Genomic DNA, 18,905 nt, shown 5'->3' on the forward strand with positions numbered 1-18,905 from the left:
AGTTGACCGACTACGCAACTGCTATCGCTAAAATTGCCTAAATGCGCTAAGAAGGAGCCACAAAAAACCAGCGTTTTAAGTTGGACTTAATAGCACTTCTTTTTAGGCGGGTAGTCGGTATGGCTCATTCCTCAATCACGGGGCTGCGTCGGGGTGGCGGACGCTGACCCTGCCACGTCAAGTCGATCACCAGCGGTAGGCCAGACTTCCCCATACTTGCGGGTCGCGCTGATCGCTATCCGACTGCGCGTCGCCGCCTTGGGTCTGCCAGGCGCTGGAGAGTGACAGGCTGAGCCCCGCCTGCACGTAGCGAATCCCCAACCCGGCGCCGGCGACACGACGGCTATCGCCTGCATCGACCCCGCCGTTCGGTGTATGGCCGGTGTCGTAGAAGACGAAGGGTGACACCCCCTGGGCCGCCCGATAACGCAACTCGAACTGGGTCAACCAGCCGCGGGCATCGGAGCCCTCACCCACCGGGTAGGCACGCACGCCGTCTGGGCCACCCAGGTAGAAGCTCTCAGAGCCGTCGAGGTCTTCACGGTCAGCCCATTGGCCAGTGAAGCGGCCATAGAGTTCGATGCTGGCGCCTAACGCCTGCAACCGCGAGACATCGAGATCGACGGTGGTGAAGCTATAGTCTTGATCGCCGCCGGCCAGGCTCTGGTCGATCTCCATGCGTCCTGGGGTCAGCGTCAGCTCGCCCCAGGTGATACCGCCGCGGCCAAGGTTGTCGCGGGCGTCGAAAGTGAGCCCCAACGGCAGCGCACGGCTGTCGGTCGCCTTACGATAGTCGAAGGTCTCAATGTCATCTTCGAGCGTCTTGTAGCGCGCGCCACCGAAGAGGGCGACATTGGTTTGCTGGCGACGCATCAACGGATAGCGCAGTTGGGCGCTGTAGACATCGGCCTGGCCGGTGTAGCCTTGGAACCCGTGGCCGAGAGTGTAATCATTGCGGGCATAGCCGAGCTCGCCACGCAGGCCGCTGGTGCCCAGGGGCAGGGCATAACTCAGGCTGCCCAGCCAGGTGTCTTCGCTGGTGTAGAGGGCGCTCAGGTCGAGTTCATCGCCCACGGTCAGAAGCCGGTTGACCGCTACCCCGGTACGGCCGCGGTACTCGCCCGAGTAGCGGTTGCCATGATTGTCGGCCCCGACCAGCCCTGTGACACGCGAGGAGGGCTGCACCTTCACGTCCAGATCTCCAGTGCCGGGGCGGCTGCCCGGGCGCATCACCGGGTCGACCTTAACCCCGGGCAGATCGCCCAGCAGCAGCAACTGGCGCGATAGTGGCGCCGACGCGATGGGGGTGTCTGGGGTGAGTGGGTCAAGCCAGGGCTGGAGTTCGCTCGCCAGCGGCTCGGGACCGCTGGTGTGGGCACGGTCGTAGCGTCCTTCGACGATGCGAACCGTGAGATGGCCGTCGCTCAGCTCCTGTGCCGGCAGCAGGGCACGGGCAAACGGATACCCGTGATTGCGGTAGAAGCGGCTCAGCCGGTTGGTCAGCTCGCGCAACCCGGCAAGGTCGTGGCGCTGGCCGAGTACATCGCCCAGCACCCGGTAGAGTCGGGCGTCGTCGAAAGCGGTATTGCCTTCCAGCGTGATCGAGCGCAGCGTCACCTCCGCGCCCCCGGCCTGCTCCTCTTTGAGCGGCTCACCGTGGAGTTCGAGCCGAACGGAGGGCGTCAGCGGCGCGATCTGCTGCCCACGATTCTGCTGCAGGATCTGGCCGGCGCCCGGTGCGGTCTGCGCCAGTGCGGGGGTGGCCGCCAGCAGCACCGCCGTCAGGCCGAGGGGGGGTGTTTTCAGGGTCATCATCATCATCTTGGCCGGTTACAGGTTGTTGTCGATGGGCATGTCAGTCTCATCCGCAGCAGTCTCACCCACGGCATCGGTGTTGATCCCTCCTCGGATCACGATCAGGCCGCTGAAGCCGCTCTCACGAGTGCGCTGTGCCGCTGCCTCGTCGCTGACCTCCACGAGAGCGAGACCATCGCGGGCTCCGTCCTCTTCGCCTGTATTGGAGCTGGTCGTGTCGGGCAATGCCGCTCCCGTTGGGGGGGAAGAGGCCGTGGTGCCGCCAGCGCCGCCCTGGCGACCAAGGTCGGTGATCGTGCGCTGCAGCACGGCGCTGGCGATCTGCGGCGCGCGGCTGGACGTGAAGGGCGTCGGCTCGGGATCAACGGGCGGCGTCGGCTCGGGATCAACGGGCGGCGTCGGCTCGGGATCAACGGGCGGTGTCGGCTCGGGATCAACGGGCGGCGTCGGCTCGGGATCAACGGGCGGTGTCGGCTCGGGATCAACGGGCGGCGTCGGCTCGGGATCAACGGGCGGTGTCGGCTCGGGATCAACGGGCGGTGTCGGCTCGGGATCAACGGGCGGTGTCGGCTCGGGATCAACGGGCGGCGTCGGCTCGGGATCAACGGGCGGCGTCGGCTCGGGATCAACGGGCGGCGTCGGCTCGGGATCAATGGGCGCCGCCGCGATGGTCAGGCTGCTTGGCACGAAGTCGATGGTGTAGTTGCGGTTGTTGGTTTGCGTTACCGAGCCCTGCTCGATGGCGTAGCCGCCCACCGCCTCACCGCTCTCGCGGCTCAGGGCACCGGCCAGACTTTCCCCGGCCACCAGGCCGCAGTCCACGGTCTGGCCGCTGGCGCAGCCGGTGCGATAGGTGAGCGCCGGATCGGCGACGCCGGCGATTTTGCGCTGGTCGTCCGCGGTGACCGTGACCGAGCGCGGCGTGATGCTGGCCGTAGCGGTGCCGGTGGTCGCGTCAGTGAAGATGTAGTTGCCGGCGTCGTCACCGCTCAGAGCCGCACCGCTGTAGCTCACCGCTTTGTCCGCACCAGCGTTCTTGTCGGTGAACTCGCCGCTGACGGCAAGGCTCAGATCGTCGCCGCCGATCAACCCGGTGTCGCCACTGCGCTCGTTCAGGGCACCGCTGACCGTGGCATTGCGGGTGCCGTCGTAGACCCGGTCGGCGGCGCTGATGGCGGCGCCGATTTCGCGGTGAGTGATGTTGGCCGTGGTGGTGCCGCTGGCTTCGCCGGTGAAGGTGTAGTTGCCGGCGTCATCGCCGCTCAGTGCCGCATCGTTGTAACTCACCGTCTTGTCGTCGCCGGCGTTTTTGTCGGCGAACTCGCCGCTGACGGCAAGGCTCAGATCGTCGCCGTCGATCAGCCCGGTGTCGCCAATGCGCTCGTTCAGGGCGCCGCTGAGGGAAGCTTCGCGAGTACCGTCGTAGACCCGGTCGGCGGCGCTGACCGTGGCGCCAATCTCGCGGCGGCTGATGCTGGCCGTGGTGGTGCCACTGGCGTCATCGGTGAAGGTGTAGTTGCCAGCGTCATCGCCGCTCAGTGCCGCATCGTTGTAACTCACCATCTTGTCGTCGCCGGCGTTTTTGTCGGCGAACTCGCCGCTGACGGCAAGGCTCAGGTCGTCGCCGTCGATCAGCCCGGTATCGCCAATGCGCTCGTTCAGCGCGCCGCTGACCGTCGCATCGCGTGTGCCGTCGTAGACCCGGTCGGCGGCGCTGATGGCGGCGCCGATTTCGCGGCGACTGATGTTGGCCGTGGTGGTGCCGCTGGCTTCGCCGGTGAAGGTGTAGTTGCTGGCGTCGTCGCCGATCAGAGCCGCACCGTTGTAGCTCACCGTTTTGTCCGCACCAGCGTTCTTGTCGGTGAACTCGCCGCTGACGGCAAGGCTCAGATCGTCGCCGCTGATCAAGCCGGTGTCGCCACTGCGCTCGTTCAGCGCACCGCTAAGGGAAGCCTCGCGAGTACCGTCGTAGACCCGGTCGGCGGCGCTAACGGTGGCACCGATCTCGCGGCGGCTGATGCTGGCCGTGGTGGTTCCACTGGTCTCTCCAGTGAAGGTGTAGTTGCCGGCGTCGTCACCGCTCAGAGCCGCACCGCTGTAGCTCACCGCTTTGTCCGCACCAGCGTTCTTGTCGGTGAACTCGCCGCTGACGGCAAGGCTCAGATCATCGCCGCCGATCAACCCGGTGTCGCCACTGCGCTGGTTCAGCACGCCGCTGAGGGAAGCGTCTCGAGTACCGTCGTAGACCCGGTTGTCGGCGCTAACGGTGGCGCCAATCTCTCGGCGGCGGATGCTGGCCTGATGTCCAGAGGTATCCGCCAGTACATAGTTACTGGCCAGGCCGCTGTCATCGCTCAGGGTGTAGTGAGCCGTGGCCGTACGGTCGCCCGCGTTGGCACTATCGAAGGTACCGCTGGCAGTGACACCCAGGCTCTCGCCTTCGACCAGATTACCCAGTGTGCCCGCCATGATGTTGGCGCTTGTGGTGCCGTCGTAGGTCTTGCCGGCAGTCGTGGTCCCGCTGATCGTCAGCGTACGACGGTCGATGATGGCTTCATGGTCGGTGGTGTCGGCGAGGACATAGTTGCTCGCCAGGCCGCTGTCATCGCTCAGGGTGTAGTGAGCCGTAGCCGTATGGTCGCCCGCGTTGGCACTTTCGAAGGTACCGCTGGCAGTGACACCCAGGCTCTCGCCTTCGACCAGATTATCCAGTGTACCCACCGTGATGTTCGCGCTGGTGGTGCCATCATAGGTCTTGTCGGCGGCACTTGTACCGCCGATGGTCAGCACACGACGGTCGATGGTGGCTTCATGGCCGGTCGTATCGGCAAGAACGTAGTTGCTGGCCAGGCCATCGTCGCCATCCGCCAAGGTGTAGTGCGCCGTGGCACTGCGATCGCCAGCGTTGGCACTGTCGAAGGTGCCGCTGGCGCTGACGTTGAGGTTTTCGCCGTCCACCAGGTTGCCGAGGGTGCCCACCGTGATATCGGCGCTGGTATCACCGTCGTAGGTCTTATTGGTGGCGGTGGTGCCACTGATGCTCAGTTCGCGCTGGCTGATGGTGGCCTCATGGCCGGTCGTATCGGCAAGAACGTAGTTGCTGGCCAGGCCATCGTCGCCATCCGCCAAGGTGTAGTGCGCCGTGGCACTGCGATCGCCAGCGTTGGCACTGTCGAAGGTGCCGCTGGCGCTGACGCTCAGCGTCTGGTCGCCCACCAGGCCCGAGAGCGTTCCTGCAGTGACCTGGGCCGTGGCGGTGCCGTCGTAGGTCTTGTCAGCGGCGGTGGTGCCGCTGATGGTCAGCGCTTTGGGCTTAATGGTCAGCTTGCCGCTGCTGTAGCTGATGTCATAGCCCTGTTGGCCCGAAAAGAGCCCATCCGGGTCGATGTCGTAACTTCCAGCGTTGGTTGCACGGTCGGTTGCCGTCCCGCCGAAGTCCAGTTCGCCGCCCAGACTGCTGGCATCGTCCCCGTTCACGAAACCGCTGTAGGTAACGCTATAGCCTGCGGTATAGGCCATGCCATCGTAGGTCTTCGAGGTATCGTCAGCCGTTACCGTCAGCGGTGTCAGAAAGCTCCGCAGCAGCGGCGCCGTGTGCCCGTCGTAGATTCGCCAGGTCTTTTTGGTCCCACCGGTGGTAGCGATGTCCCAGGCGCTGAAGTTGTCCGGGTTTTTCATCTCCACGGAAGTCAGACCGGTGACGTCCCCGGTCCCGTCGCCCACACCATTGGGTTGGCCGGTGGTGTTCTTATCAAAGAACGACGCGGTGATCGTGCCAAAGTTATCCCCGGCCAGACCGCCGACGTAGCTGCCGCCCGACACGCTGCCCGTGGCATAGGCGCTCGTGATCTTGCCAGAGTTAATCCCGACCAGACCGCCGACGTAGTTGCCGCTGCTCGTCACGCTGCCCGTGGCATAGGCGCTCGTGATCGTGCTGTTGTTATACCCGACCAGACCGCCGACGCGGTTGCTGCCCGACACGCTGCCCGTGGCATAGGCGCTCGTGATCGTGCTGTTGTTATACCCGACCAGACCGCCGACATAGCTGCCGCCCGACACGCTGCCCGTGGCATAGGCATTGCTGATTGTGCCGGCGTTAAACCCAACCAGCCCGCCGGCATAGGCATAATCGCCGTCACCCGTCGTCACCTCGCTGCCGCCGGTGAGCCCGATGTTCTGGATCGTGCCGCCTGAGCCGACATAGCCAAACAGGCCGACGAAGTCCGTCTGCGGGCGATTAATGGTCAGATCGCTGATGGTATGGCCCAGGCCATCGAAGGTGCCGGTGAAGTCGGTAAAGTAACCGCCCACCGGCGCAAAGCCGGCGCCACCGTTCCAGCTTGCCGTGTCGCTGGCGTCGATGTTCGCGCCGAGCGCATAGTGCCCACCCAAGTCACCCGCCATCCCTTGCAGGTCCTCGCCGGTGGTGCTGCCGGCGGCGCCCAGGTCGGTGATCACGGTGTAGTCGATGGTGTCGCCGTTGGCGCCGAGCTTGGTGGAGAAGTTCTGCCCGGCCTGCAGGTTGACCGGGGCGTTGACGCGGTATTCGGCGGCGCGACCGCCGATCTGGCCGTCGCTACTGCCCTGGCCGTATTCCAGGGCCAGCTTGCCGCCGCTGCCCTGGGCGGCGTCGAGGGTGGCGTTGATTTCGATATCGCGGTAGGCGTCGAGTGTTAGCGTATTGCCGCTGCTCCAGCTTACGGCGTCGTTGACGAAAATATCGCCGTTGCCGTTGCCGGATGGCGCGGTTTGCACGGTGGCATCAGTCTGGGCGAGGCTGGCCGAGAGGGTCTCGGCACCGATGCCGCTGTCGGTCTGTCCGCCATCGCCGGCGCTGACGGTGAAGTCGGACGGGTCGATCAGCCATTCACCGGTCTGGCCGCTGTTGCCAGGGACATCGGCGGCGCGGGTGGTGACGTGGATCTCATCGGCAATACTGACTTTGGCCGCCGAGGTCTCGATAAAGCCGCCGTCGCCGCCCTGGGGTGCCGAGGCATCCAGGGTGCCGGCCACCTGCAGCGTGCCGCTCTCCATATCGCCCATCAGCATGATTTGGCCGTTCTCGCCGCTGGCCAGCGTGCGTGCTTCGGTGATACCGCTGTGGTTGATCACACTCGCGGTCAGCTCGCCGGCGGCCTTGGCGGTGAGGTAGACCCGACCGCCGTCGGCGCGGATGGCCCCGCCCTGCTCGATCAGGGTCGCCAGCGTGGCTTCTTTCACCTCGATATTGACCGGGCCTCCCAGGTCGAGCGTCACCCGGCTACCCGCGCCCATCAGGGTTCTGCCCCGGGGCGTGTCGATGGTGCCAGTGTTGACGATCCTGGCGGCGATCATGGCCACCAGCCCACCGTTCGCCGTGCGGATATTGCCCTGGTTAATGACGGCATTGGCACTGTCGCCGCTGAAGCGGTAATCGCCGTTCATGAAGTCGTCGGTGGAAATATCCAGCGTCGAGGCGACCAGCGCGCCGACATCGACCCGGGCGCTGGGGGAGAAGGTGATGCCGTTGGGGTTGATCAGAAAGACCCGGCCGTTGGCGTCGATGGCGCCGCGAATCGACGAGACTTGGTCGCCGGTGACCCGGTTGAGGGTGGCAGCCTCGGCACTGGGCTGGCGAAAGCGAACGGTATTGCCCTCGCCCACCGAGAAGCGGCGCCAGTCGACGGCGGCTTTGTGGCTGCTCTGGTCGATGGTCAGCGTATCGCCCTGGCGTGCGATACTCGCCTGGCCCGCCACCACGGTGCCGCCGCTGGGCAGTTCGCCGGCCTGGACGGCCAGCGGCATGACGCTCAGCAGGGCGGCTGCCAGCGGCCGTAGGTCGTGTGCGAATAGTATGGCGCGCGGGGTACCGGCCGTCGTGCCACCACCGCCGTGATGCGACCCGCAGTTTTCCGCCGCCGCCTGCCAGACCCGCCGCCGACGGTTCCAGACCACCCGATAGACCCGATTCATGCCACCATGCCGCCCCATAAACGCTCCCCTTTGTGTTCTCACGAGGCGGCAGGGCGCCCCTGGATGATTGACTGTTGTGTGATGAACCTTGCGCCAGTGACGTTGCAACGCCCGTGGGAGAAAGGCCGTCCCGGGGCCGCCGTCGCGCAGACGCGATGCCACGGGTTAATGCCTTTTAGTTACGATACTTTTTAGTTACGATACTTTTTACTTACGTTAGTATGAGCATAAGGTGCGGATGGTGGCGTGCAAACAGTCAAAATTGACCGTTTTCACAAGCACGACCAACACGCACCATTCTGCCTTCTTGGGCAAGACGAACTTGGAACAACGGGGCTAGGGGAAAGGCGTTGCACGCATCCACGCTGCTATTGATCGACGATCATCCGCTGTTCCTGAGCGGCATCAGCCTGGTGTTGGGAGAGGGGCTCGGGCAGGTGAAGATCCTTGAGACCGGCTCGCTGACCGAGGCGTTGCAACTGCGCCATGCCAATCCCGCCCTGATCCTGCTCGACCAGCAGCTGCAGGGCGTGAGCGGCGTCACCGGTATCGCGGCATTGCGACGCAAGTGGCCGACGACGAAGGTGGCGCTGCTTTCCGGTTTCGATCTTTCGGCGCTGCGCGATGAGGCCCTCGCCGCTGGCGCGGTGGCTTTTATTTCCAAGACCGACAAACCCCACACGCTGCTTCACCAGGTGCGGCGGCTGCTGGACGACCACGGCCCCAATCAACCGGCGGATTCGCCGCCGTCGGCCTCCGAGTCGCTGACCGCGCGACAGGTGGAGGTGCTCGAATTGCTGTGCCGTGGACTCTCCAACAAAGCAATTGCCCAGCACCTGCATCTCTCCGAGTACACGGTTCGCGGTCATGTGCAGACGCTGCTGGGTCTACTGGGCGCGTCCAGCCGCGGCGAAGCGGCCTTCAATGCCCGCCATCGGGGATGGATCGTTTGAGTATCGAGGACCGCTTCCAGATCGAGCGACTGACGCTGGTGTTGCGGCACTTGCGCCACGCCTTCGGGATGAGCGTGATGGTCGCCAGCCTGATGGTGGCGGTGTTTTATTTCTCCAGCGACAGCGTGGTCAGCGCGGTCTCGGCGATCAGCGGTGAGCGCATCGGCATACGGACCGCGTCGGTGTCCACGACGGCGCTGCTGGTCTGGTATTTCGCTCTGCTGGCGGTCTCCGGCGCGCAGTCCTGGGGCGCCCGCCGCGCGCTGAAAAAGGGCTTTGGCGCCGCTGATGTCGCCCCGATCCGACGGCAACTGGTACTCAGCCGGTGCCTCGAGGGCACCCTGTGGGGCGCGTTGATATGGATCGGCATCGACCAGCACACCTCCCCCGGGGCCACCGCCCTGTTGATGGGGCTGCTGGCTTCGAGCAACGCGGACAGCGTGGCCAAATACTCGAACATCCTGGGCCTTTATACCGGCATTATGTTGCCGATGACGGTGCTGGCCGTGAGCCGCTTTATTACCATCGACGACCTCTACTACCAGATGATGGCCGGCTTCAGCGTGCTGTTCGTGATTGCCCAGTACCTGCAGGCGCGCACCCTGGGCGGCAGTATCAATGAGGCGATCCGCCTGCGCTTCGAGAATCTCGATCTGGTGGAACGGCTCAAGACCGAGACCCGCGAGGCCAGTGCCGCGCGGAAGGCCGCCGAGCAGGCCGATGAAGACAAATCCCGCTTTCTGGCCGCCGCCAGCCACGACCTGCGCCAACCGGTGCAGGCGCTGCAACTGCTGCTCGAGACCCTATCCTGGAGCCGGCTGGACGAGCACCAGCGGCGGACACTGGACAGCGCCCAGGCCGCCAGCACATCGTCATCGGAGATGCTCAATACGCTGCTCGATTTCTCGCGCCTGGATGCCGGTGTCATCGAGCCACGGCCGCGCCCGCTGGGCCTGCAGCAGCTGTTCCGCAAACTGGAAATGGAACTGGCGCCGATGGCGGACGAAAAGGGCCTCGTCTACCGGACACGGGATACCGACGCCACGGTGGTCTCGGACCCGGCGTTGCTGGAACTGATACTGCGCAACCTGGTCGCCAACGCGATACGCTACACCGACCAGGGCGGCGTTCTGGTGGCCTGCCGCCGGCGGGGAGACGGGTACGCCATCGAGGTGCACGATACCGGCATCGGCATCGCCCCGAATCAACACCGGGCGATCTTTCGTGAGTTCCATCAATTGGGCAATCCGGAGCGCGACCGCCGCAAGGGATTGGGCCTGGGCCTGGCCACCGCCGAGCGGCTGGCGGGAACGCTGGAGCATACGCTCACGCTTCGCTCCACACCCGGCCAGGGAAGCGTCTTCCGCCTGCACGTCGTACGCGCCGAGGATATCGCTCGAGAGGAGCCGCCGACGAAGACGTTACCGCCTGCGTTCGACCCATCCGCGTTAAACGGGAAGCATGTCTTGGTCATCGATGATGATGAAATAATTCGCTACGCCATGGCGGCATTGCTGGAGGGCTGGGGCGCTATCTGCGAGACTGCGGCGTCACTCAGCGAGGCCATCGCCCATCACCGTAACGTGCCGGATATCTTACTCTGCGACTACCGGCTGCGCGACGAGCACAATGGCGCTGAGGCGATCCACCAGTTGCGCAGGCATTTCGGACGGGATATCCCCGCGCTACTCATCACCGGTGACACGGCCCCCCACCGGCTGCGCGAGGCCATGACCAGCGGCATCCCGCTGCTGCACAAGCCGGTGCAACCACAGAAGCTGCACCTTGCCCTGCGTGAACTCGTGGCGCCACACGTCAGACCACCCTAAGGCCAACTTAAAGCGCAGGAAGTCGGCGTGCCAAGCAAAGAAGCGCTGACGGAACAGGTCGCCGAGCATGGTATTGAGGCGTGGATGCGAGATGCCATGCATTGATGCGGCGTTGAAAGAGCTTTTACGTAATCTGGCCGCTCAGCAATAGCCATAGCGCGATTAATGCAAAGTGGCCTGGATACCATGCTAGCCATAGACGCCGCGGCATCGCCAAGTTAATGGCAGGGACGCGCCGGGCAGCGCCAGCGGCAAGGATCAACACTACCACACAGGTGCCGACGGTAAACGATTTGGCCAGGTCAGAGGCGTTCATTTGACCGGCAATCCAGAGTGCTGGAAATGCCGCTAGGCCTGACCATAGGCGCGCTTGGAAATGGCTCTCAGTTTGGCTCAAGGCATGCATCGCGAACATTAATAGCGGAATCAGCAGCAGCCCGTTGTGCCCGTACTCCACCCAAAAACCGAGCAGGTACCACACGGTCACACCTACCGCGGCACCGGCTAACAACCAGGGCAAACCTAACGTTTGCTGCTGGTAGTGCTGCCAGCCTTGGCGCACTAGCGCACCTAAGGTTAAACCACTGGCCAGGGTAAAGCAGACGTTGAGGATAAATGCGTCTGATGCGCGCGGCATCATCATGTAGGGGAGTTGGGCAACCAAGCCGATAATTAGAATTCGGCGCGAGTAGCGCAGTGGGTTGCGGGTATTAAACAGCCCGTGCCAGGCCACCATGGCGGCAAACAGCGGGAAGGCGATACGGCCAATGGAAGACCCGGCCCAGCTTAGATCCCAATCGCCGGGCAGCACATAGCGAGTGAGGTGATCCACGGTCATGGTGATCAGGGCCAGCCACTGCCCCCAGCCGGTCCAGTGAGAAGAGAGGCGAGGTAGCGTGCCTGCATGTGGGCTAGTCGGGTGAGCCATAAAACCTCCGTGTTGAACATGCTCGATGATACACAGACAGAGGCAGCTTTACCTAGTTCACTGAATTTTCAGCGTTAGATAGAAACGCATCACCCCGGCGGTTGCCGGGGTGATGGACACTAGGGCCTGTTGACGTTTCATCGCGAACCGCGTTGCCCCACAAAGCGCGTCAGACAAGGCGCAAAACGCTGGGAAGGGTGGTTCCCTTTTCAAGTTTTGCAACGCCGTATGGCGCGCTTTGCGGGGCAACCCGAAGGGCTGGGCCCGTTTTTATCCGCGGCGGCGTTAGTCGTCGTTCATTTGGAACCACCAAACTTCTCTCCTCCTGCCTTGCCGCGAATAAAAACGGGCTCCAGCGCGGCCGCGAGTGAAACGTCAACAGGCCCTAGGGCTTGCTGTGATGCTTACTCTTGCCCACCGAAATAACGGTTGTAGATCTCGTCGTAAGTGCCGTCTTCTTTCACTTCAGCCAGGGCTTCGTTGAACTGCTCAGCGAGTGCTTCGTCGCGTTGACGGAACGCGATACCAAAGCCATCACCAAAATACTCTTTAGGTTCGGTGAGCATCTCGCCGACAACAACGTAGTTGCCTTCTTCGCTATCCAGTAACGTGGACTTACCGACTGGGTAGTCGAGGAACAAGATGTCCAAACGCTCGGATTCCATGTCCAGCACCATGTCATCGGCGGTAGAATAGCGGTTGATGTCGGCGACATCGCCATACATGTCGGTGACGTAATTGTCCTGCAGAGTGCCGCGCTGAACGCCGATGGTCATGCCGGCGAGCGACTCTTCATTGGTTGCATCAAGGTCGGTGCCTTCAGGAGCAAACCAGGCGGACGGTGGGGTGATGTAGGGGTCAGAGAACAGCACTTGCTCGCGACGGTCATCATTGATCGTCATGGAGGACATAATAGCGTCGTATTTACGTGCCATGAGACCCGGGATAATGCCGTCCCAGCCCTGTACAACCCATTCACATTCAACGCCGATACGCTCGCAGAGGGCGTTGCCCAGGTCGATATCAAAGCCGGTCAGCTCGCCATCCGGCGTGCGATATTCCATCGGCTCGTAAGGCACATCAACCCCGATACGTAGTTGGTCTTCTTGCGCCTGGGCGGCGCTTACTGCAACGGCTAAGCCTAGCAGTGAGACAGACAGCAGTTTTTTCATTATGTATCTCCTTGGAAGCAGAGTTCATTTAAGCAACCACTGCCTAATGATGGCGTTGCCTATAGGGCGTTGACCACGTTAGTCACAGGTTGCGTTGTGATGATCATTGATAACTTATCCTAACTCGGCGTTGACGAAAAGCGCTTGATGATTCGTAAACCAACGTTTGTTTCACACTAGGAGTTCTGTGGCTGTAGATGTGCGAGCAGCTTTTTCTCTAGATAACGAAAGAGATACAGGATGGTGAAGGTTAAACACAGGTATATCGCTGCCACAAACAAGAATGCGTCAAAAGGTGCATAAAAACGCGCATAGACAAAGCGCGCCGCGCCGGTCAGATCCATAATCGTCACTACGCTGGCAATAGCGCTGGCATGTAGCATGAAAATGACTTCGTTGCCGTAGGCCGGCAGTGCGCGACGAAAAGCGCTGGGGATAATAATGCGCCGCATGGTCTGCTGAGGTGACATGCCATAGGCACGAGCCGCTTCAATTTCACCTTTCGAGGTAGACTTAATCGCGCCGCGAAAAATCTCGGTCGTATAGGCGGCGGTGTTGAGGGTAAATGCAATGAGTGCGGGAACGAACGGTTCTTCAAGTATCACCCATAGCCAACTTTCTTGGATTCCGTCCACGAACACCACGCCGTAATAAATCAGGTAGAGTTGGATGAGTAGCGGTGTGCCACGAAAAACATAGGTGTAAGCAAAAATAGGCCACTTAATCCAGGCGTGTTTTGAACCACGCCCAATGGCAAGGGGTACCGCAGCGATTAAGCCAATGACCAGTGATAAAAAGACCAGTTGCACCGTGGTGGTCAACCCATCGCCATAGTAGGAAAGCGTTTGCAGCGTGAAAATACTGTTCTCGGCAAGCTGATTTTCGAGCCATGTCATGAAAGCGGTCATTAGTCTGCCTCCCCATAGCCAATGTTGTAGCGTTTTTGCAGACGAGCAAAGATCCATTCCGAAACGCTGGCGATGAGCAGATAGATAAGCGCGACAATAATCATGAAAGTGAAAGGTTCGCGCGTCGCTTTAGAGGCTTCTGAGGCGACACGCACCATATCAGAAAGCCCGATTACCGAGACCAGTGCTGTGGTTTTGAGCAATACCATCCAGTTGTTGGAAAGGCCAGGCAGCGCATGGCGCATCATCTGCGGAAAACGGACGCGACGAAAAACCAGCCCATCGCTCATGCCATAGGCTTTACCTGCTTCGATTTGCCCATTATCGACCGCCATAAAAGCGCCGCGAAAGGTTTCCCCCATATAGGCCCCGAAGATTAGCCCAATGGTGACAACGCCCGCGACGAAGGCATTAATATTGATAAAAATATCGATATCGAACGAGTAGTAAATCCAGTCGGTGATCATGTTGACGCCAATTTGGCCGCCGAAAAAAAACAGCATCATCAACACGAGGTCGGGCACACCGCGAATAAGTGTGGTGTAAAGCGTGGCAAGACGATGAGCTAACCAGTTGCGCGACATCTTCGCGCTGGCGGTCAGGAGCCCTAAAATAATCGCTAAAATCAGCGACAACACCGCTAATTGGATGGTGACGCCAGCCCCTTCGATCAGCCGGGGGCCATACCCTTGTAAATCAATCATGGTCAGCCTCGCGGATCAGTAATTAGGTGCCAGGAATTGCTGCAGGCGCGGTGATTGCGGGTTGCCTAACACTTGATCGGGCGGGCCAGCTTCTTCCACCAGGCCCTGGTGAAGGTAAATCACTTGGCTGGAGACATCACGGGCAAACCCCATCTCGTGAGTCACCACGACCATGGTGCGCCCCTCTTCAGCGAGGTCGTGCATGACTTTCAATACGTCACCGACCAATTCCGGGTCAAGAGCGGAGGTGGGTTCGTCAAACAGCATCACTTCTGGATCCATCGCCAGTGCGCGGGCAATAGCGCCGCGCTGCTGTTGGCCGCCGGACATCTGTGCTGGGTAGGCGTTGGCGCGGGCCGTTAAGCCAACCCGATCGAGCAGTGCATGGGCGTGCTCCAAGGCTTCTTTTTTGGGTTTTTTCAGCACATGAATCGGCGCTTCGATGATGTTTTCGAGCAGCGTCATGTGGGCCCACAGGTTAAAGCTCTGGAACACCATGGAGAGCTTGGCGCGCATTTGTACCACCTGCTTCCAATCTTCAGGTTCGCGGCCGTGCTTCGTGGTCTTAAAGCGAATGGGTTCGCCATGGACAATGAGGTCGCCATCGTCGGGCTGTTCAAGCAAGTTCATGCAGCGCAAAAAAGTACTTTTACCCGATCCAGAGGCACCAATCAGGGTAATCACATCGCCCTTTTGGGCTTGTAATGAAAGACCTTTCAGAACTTCCGTATCGCCAAAGCGTTTTTTAATATTACGCACTTCAAGGGGAGTAGGCGTAGCGGCCATATCATTGGCTCCAGTACAGAGTTGCCGCAGCAACAAGTGGGTTTGTTTGATGCGGCTGGCGCGAAAAAGGGGCGATTCTATCAGGCTGGGCGCATTATGCGCGCTTTCCTTCTAACATTATGCACTCGACGATAGTCGTATCGACGTCGAGGGTTCTGTTGTCGCCTCACCATTGTTATTGTCTTGGCTAAAGTAGATCCTGCTTGGGGGGTTAAACGATAGGCGCCACCAACAGCGCGGCACGGGCGCCCACCTCTACTTGTGCGTTAGGAAACACCACATGAAGGGGCGTATCGCCTACCCGAAACTCACCCGACTTACCGTCTTGGGCCAGCAGAGTGCCGGGCTCAAAGCGGCTGAAGTTGGCTGTGTCCTCGGCAAAACAGAGTGTAAAGTCCTCCGAGTGACGCATTAATTCGTGTTGAACCTGGAAAAACTGCATTTGCGTGGCGGGCTGATTGGGTGGCGTATGTCCTTCACTAAGCGCGGTGAGTAGTGTACGCATCGGTTGTAATGATGCCATATCGTTGTGGCCAAAAGGCGCTACCCGCCCTAGCTCAAAGGTAAATGCCTGAGCGGCGTGATAGTGCTTGCTGTAGTGGGAGAATGTCCAGCTGTGCTGATGTTGGTGCAGCACCGCCTGCATACCCGCCGCCGCCAGCCAGCCCCACTGCTCAGCATCGGTGGAGGATTCGGCAAAAGGCTCCACTACAAAACAGGGGTAGCGGCTATCCCGAATTGCGGTATGTAGGTCGTAGTGCAGTTTGGGGCGCCCGGCATGGCGGGCATAAAAACTATCCACCGCGGCCATTAATTGCCTGGCGCGATCTGGCTCCTCGCCCTTGGCGGCTAGTTCGCGGCTAAACAGCCGGTTTAAATTGGTGGTAAGGAAACGCTGCTGCGCCTTAAGCGCGGGCAGGTTGCCTAAAATCACCAGCACAGGAGCGCCGAGCGATATGCTGCCCGCTTCTACGCCGCTTAACCATTCACCCACCAGTTCAACCGGTGCGGTTTCATTGCCATGGATCGCCGCTGAAAAAATGCACGTGTGGGCGCTTTGGCTTACCGTGTTAGGGGTGAGCTCCAAAATACCAGGCGCATGCAAATGATAAGTGCCGCTGGCGAAGGCGCCTTGGCTGGCGGTGGGGAGTTGCCCATCAAGCGACCAGTCGAGCCATTGGCCTAGCATTGTCGCTCCTCAGTTAACTGTTTTGAGTATCGTTGTCAGTATAAAAGCGAGCCTAGGTTTACCACGCTGGGCGTATGCCACAAGCCCGCAGGTCGTTCGCGTGTAAAACCCTAGCGTATTCGTGAAAAAGCGTCTTCATGAAACACGCGGAAGCTGAAAAGTGGCTTTATTTAATCGCTAACAGCAAAAAACGCCCATGGGGTGCATGAGCGTTTTTCAATTTGTTCATCACGTTACGCTGAACGCTGGCGCTGCATTTCTTCCTGGTACTCGCTAGCAAGCGATGTCTTTTGTTTATCTTGCAGGCCACGGCCCGCCAGCTGGAAAACCTCTTGCTCTTCTTCATCCAGGTGGTGAGTGACTAAATCCTGGAGCTGTTTGGCGTGGGTCAACCAGTGGGTTGCACTGTAGTCAGTTTCATCAAGCAGTTCTAAAAGCTCATCAATTTCATGATGTTCGGCAACGCTATGGCGGGCTTTTTCCTGAGTCAGGTCGATTGACATCATTGGGATATAGAGCGCCCGCTCTTCGGCAGCGGCGTGATAATGCAGCTCTGCCCGTACCTGCTGATACAGTTTATCTCGCTCATCGCTGTCTCCATGTGTTTCAACTAAGCGGGCGAGCAGGTCGCGCTGAATATCGTGATCCTTGCGCAGGGCTTCAAAAATCGTCATTCCAGACTCCTTGGATACGTTTGATGTAGGCAAGTCAAAAGCTAGTGGTGGTTGGCGTAAAGTGCAAGATGGCGTTCGTCGATGAAATCGACGCCCACGGACGAAAACATTCGCTTTTTTCTATGCTTGAGTGCGCTATGTTGTGTTTACTACTTATTAGGCGACGCCCACTTTAGGCGACGCTCACTGCACTACTCATAACTGCACTATTCATAAGTGAAGGAGATAGTAATGACAAAGGTACTGGTACTTTATTATTCCATGTATGGCCATATTGATACGCTGGCTCAGGCCGTGGCAGAAGGCGCAAAGGGTGTGAGCGGTGTTGAGGTGGCGGTGAAACGCGTTCCTGAAACCATGCCTGAAGAGGCGTTCAAGAATGCAGGCGGTAAGCAGGATTACGACACGCCGGAAGCGACGCCTCAAGAGCTTGCCGATTACGATGCGATCATTTTCGGTACGCCCACCCGCTTTGGGAATATGGCCGGTCAAATGCGTACCTTCCTGGATCAGACCGGTGGCCTGTGGGCGAACGGTGCTCTGCGTGGCAAAGTCGCTAGCGTGTTCACTTCTACCGGTACTGGCGGCGGTGATGAGATGACCATCACCTCTACTTGGACCACACTTGCCCACCACGGTATGGTGATTGTGCCGATTGGTTACGGTCTCGAAGAGCAGTTTGATATTTCTAAAGTGAGCGGCGGTACGCCTTACGGCGCCGCAACCATTGCTGGTGGTGACGGCTCACGCCAACCTGACGAGCGTGAGCTGAAAATCGCCCGTTTCCAAGGCGAGTTGGTCGCAAAAACGGCGGCTAAACTGGCCAGTTAATTAGTTTACTAGCCAAGACATATACGAGTCAGCCAAGTAAAAGCCTCGCCGGATATATCCGGCGAGGCTTTTTTTGGGGTTGGGATATTGTGGCTGGGATTATAGTTTTACTATGCTCCGCGTGCCGCCGTGTAAATTGTGTAGACGGATTGACTGGCCGTCATAAATAGTCGATTGCGGCTCTTGCCCGCAAAACACACGTTCGAGCAGACTTCGGGTAGCAATACTCGGCCCAGCAAGGTGCCTTCCGGTGAGAAAACCACTACTCCGTCGATACCTTCACCACCATTGGCGCTTGACCAGATATTGCCATCCACGTCACAGGCCATGCCGTCGAAAATAGTGTCTTCGCTGGTCACGATAACTTGCCGGTCGCTGACACTGCGACCATCTTCACCCAGCGACCAGCGAATAATTCGCGCGGGTTCGTCGAAATGGGTGGGGGCACTGTCACTGGCGTAGAACCCTTCGCCATCCGGCGTTAATACAATACCGTTTGGCTTATAAATATCGTCGGTCAGCATGATGGGCTCATCCAGGCTGTCATCGACGTAATAGATGGCCGTTTCTAGCTCCAGGTCTCGTTTTTTGCCCTCGTAGTCGAAGTGAGCACCATAGCCTGGATCAGTGAAGATCACTCCACCCGAGGGCAGTGCCACCACGTCATTAGGGGCATTGAGCGGTTTGCCCTGATAGCGCTCGGCGAGCACCGTTGTGCTGCCGTCCCACTCGTAGCGTAAAACGCGTGAGGGATAGTGCTCGCAAGCAATTAGCCGCCCCTGATGATCGAAGGTATTACCGTTAGAGTGGCCGACATTGTCTCTCAATACGCTGACTTGACCAGTGGATTCGTCCCAGCGCATCTGCTTGGCACGAGGTATGTCGCTGAAAACAACATAACGACCTACGGCGTTCCATGCTGGCCCCTCTGTCCACAGACCTCCACTCCAGTGGCGTTCTAGAGGACTGTTAAAAATCATGTAATCACTAAAGCGGGAATCTTCGACTTTCCAGGCATCGATTGGGTATCGTTCCGGGGTGGAACCTTGTGAGCTCTGCAAAGCAAAAAGCTGGGGCGATGTGCCAACAGCGGCCAGGGCGGCCGATGCCGAAAGGAACTGACGGCGTCCAAGTTTCATAGCATTGTCCTGATGGTTGTTTGTT

The 18,905-nt window shown here is 60.0% G+C and carries 13 protein-coding genes; 3 read left to right on the top strand and 10 right to left on the bottom strand.

What is annotated here, in order from left to right; all coding sequences use genetic code 11:
* Nucleotides 1-186 precede the first annotated feature (186 nt).
* Complete coding sequence (locus AC4EYZ_RS20590; protein ID WP_474192223.1) at nucleotides 187-1,821, bottom strand: ShlB/FhaC/HecB family hemolysin secretion/activation protein; 1,635 nt, start codon at nucleotides 1,819-1,821, stop codon at nucleotides 187-189.
* Nucleotides 1,822-1,830: 9 nt separating this feature from the next.
* Nucleotides 1,831-7,785, bottom strand: coding sequence for a YDG domain-containing protein (locus AC4EYZ_RS20595; protein WP_490203992.1), 5,955 nt, complete (start codon nucleotides 7,783-7,785; stop codon nucleotides 1,831-1,833).
* Between the two features lie 332 nt (nucleotides 7,786-8,117).
* On the opposite strand from AC4EYZ_RS20595, the gene AC4EYZ_RS20600 reads away from it, so the two are divergent.
* Nucleotides 8,118-8,720, top strand: a complete 603-nt coding sequence (locus AC4EYZ_RS20600) for a response regulator (protein WP_474191993.1) — start codon at nucleotides 8,118-8,120, stop codon at nucleotides 8,718-8,720.
* Complete coding sequence (locus AC4EYZ_RS20605) at nucleotides 8,717-10,549, top strand: ATP-binding response regulator (protein ID WP_474191992.1); 1,833 nt, start codon at nucleotides 8,717-8,719, stop codon at nucleotides 10,547-10,549. Before AC4EYZ_RS20600 ends, AC4EYZ_RS20605 begins: the two co-directional genes overlap by 4 nt.
* 124 nt (nucleotides 10,550-10,673) lie before the next feature.
* On the opposite strand, the gene AC4EYZ_RS20610 is transcribed toward AC4EYZ_RS20605, so the two are convergent.
* From AC4EYZ_RS20610 to AC4EYZ_RS20640, 7 genes are all read right to left on the bottom strand, one after another.
* Nucleotides 10,674-11,477: a TraX family protein gene (locus AC4EYZ_RS20610; protein ID WP_474191991.1), complete on the bottom strand. Its 804-nt coding sequence runs from the start codon at nucleotides 11,475-11,477 to the stop codon at nucleotides 10,674-10,676.
* Between the two features lie 404 nt (nucleotides 11,478-11,881).
* Nucleotides 11,882-12,649: a transporter substrate-binding domain-containing protein gene (locus tag AC4EYZ_RS20615; protein WP_190372922.1), complete on the bottom strand. Its 768-nt coding sequence runs from the start codon at nucleotides 12,647-12,649 to the stop codon at nucleotides 11,882-11,884.
* A gap of 176 nt (nucleotides 12,650-12,825) precedes the next feature.
* Entirely contained in the window at nucleotides 12,826-13,557 is a 732-nt protein-coding gene (locus AC4EYZ_RS20620; protein WP_022522697.1) for an ABC transporter permease, read from the bottom strand.
* Nucleotides 13,557-14,261 (bottom strand): ABC transporter permease, encoded by a 705-nt coding sequence (locus AC4EYZ_RS20625; protein WP_027960125.1) that lies wholly within the window; start codon nucleotides 14,259-14,261, stop codon nucleotides 13,557-13,559. Before AC4EYZ_RS20625 ends, AC4EYZ_RS20620 begins: the two co-directional genes overlap by 1 nt.
* 15 nt (nucleotides 14,262-14,276) lie before the next feature.
* Nucleotides 14,277-15,047, bottom strand: coding sequence for an ABC transporter ATP-binding protein (locus tag AC4EYZ_RS20630; RefSeq protein WP_022522698.1), 771 nt, complete (start codon nucleotides 15,045-15,047; stop codon nucleotides 14,277-14,279).
* 211 nt (nucleotides 15,048-15,258) lie between these two features.
* Nucleotides 15,259-16,236: a succinylglutamate desuccinylase gene (locus AC4EYZ_RS20635; RefSeq protein WP_474191990.1), complete on the bottom strand. Its 978-nt coding sequence runs from the start codon at nucleotides 16,234-16,236 to the stop codon at nucleotides 15,259-15,261.
* Nucleotides 16,237-16,469: 233 nt separating this feature from the next.
* Complete coding sequence (locus AC4EYZ_RS20640) at nucleotides 16,470-16,910, bottom strand: hemerythrin domain-containing protein (RefSeq protein ID WP_022522700.1); 441 nt, start codon at nucleotides 16,908-16,910, stop codon at nucleotides 16,470-16,472.
* A 231-nt stretch (nucleotides 16,911-17,141) separates the two neighbouring features.
* Here AC4EYZ_RS20640 and wrbA point away from each other — a divergent pair, with 231 nt between their 5' ends.
* A complete protein-coding gene (wrbA, locus tag AC4EYZ_RS20645) occupies nucleotides 17,142-17,741 on the top strand; it encodes an NAD(P)H:quinone oxidoreductase (RefSeq protein WP_022522701.1) in 600 nt (199 codons plus the stop codon).
* 110 nt (nucleotides 17,742-17,851) lie between these two features.
* Here the strand turns inward: wrbA and AC4EYZ_RS20650 are convergent, their stop codons facing one another.
* On the bottom strand, nucleotides 17,852-18,880 hold the full coding sequence (locus AC4EYZ_RS20650) for an SMP-30/gluconolactonase/LRE family protein (protein ID WP_027960127.1): 1,029 nt from the start codon (nucleotides 18,878-18,880) through the stop codon (nucleotides 17,852-17,854).
* Nucleotides 18,881-18,905: the final 25 nt, after the last annotated feature.

This window comes from Vreelandella sp. 162(4c) (genome assembly GCF_058152265.1).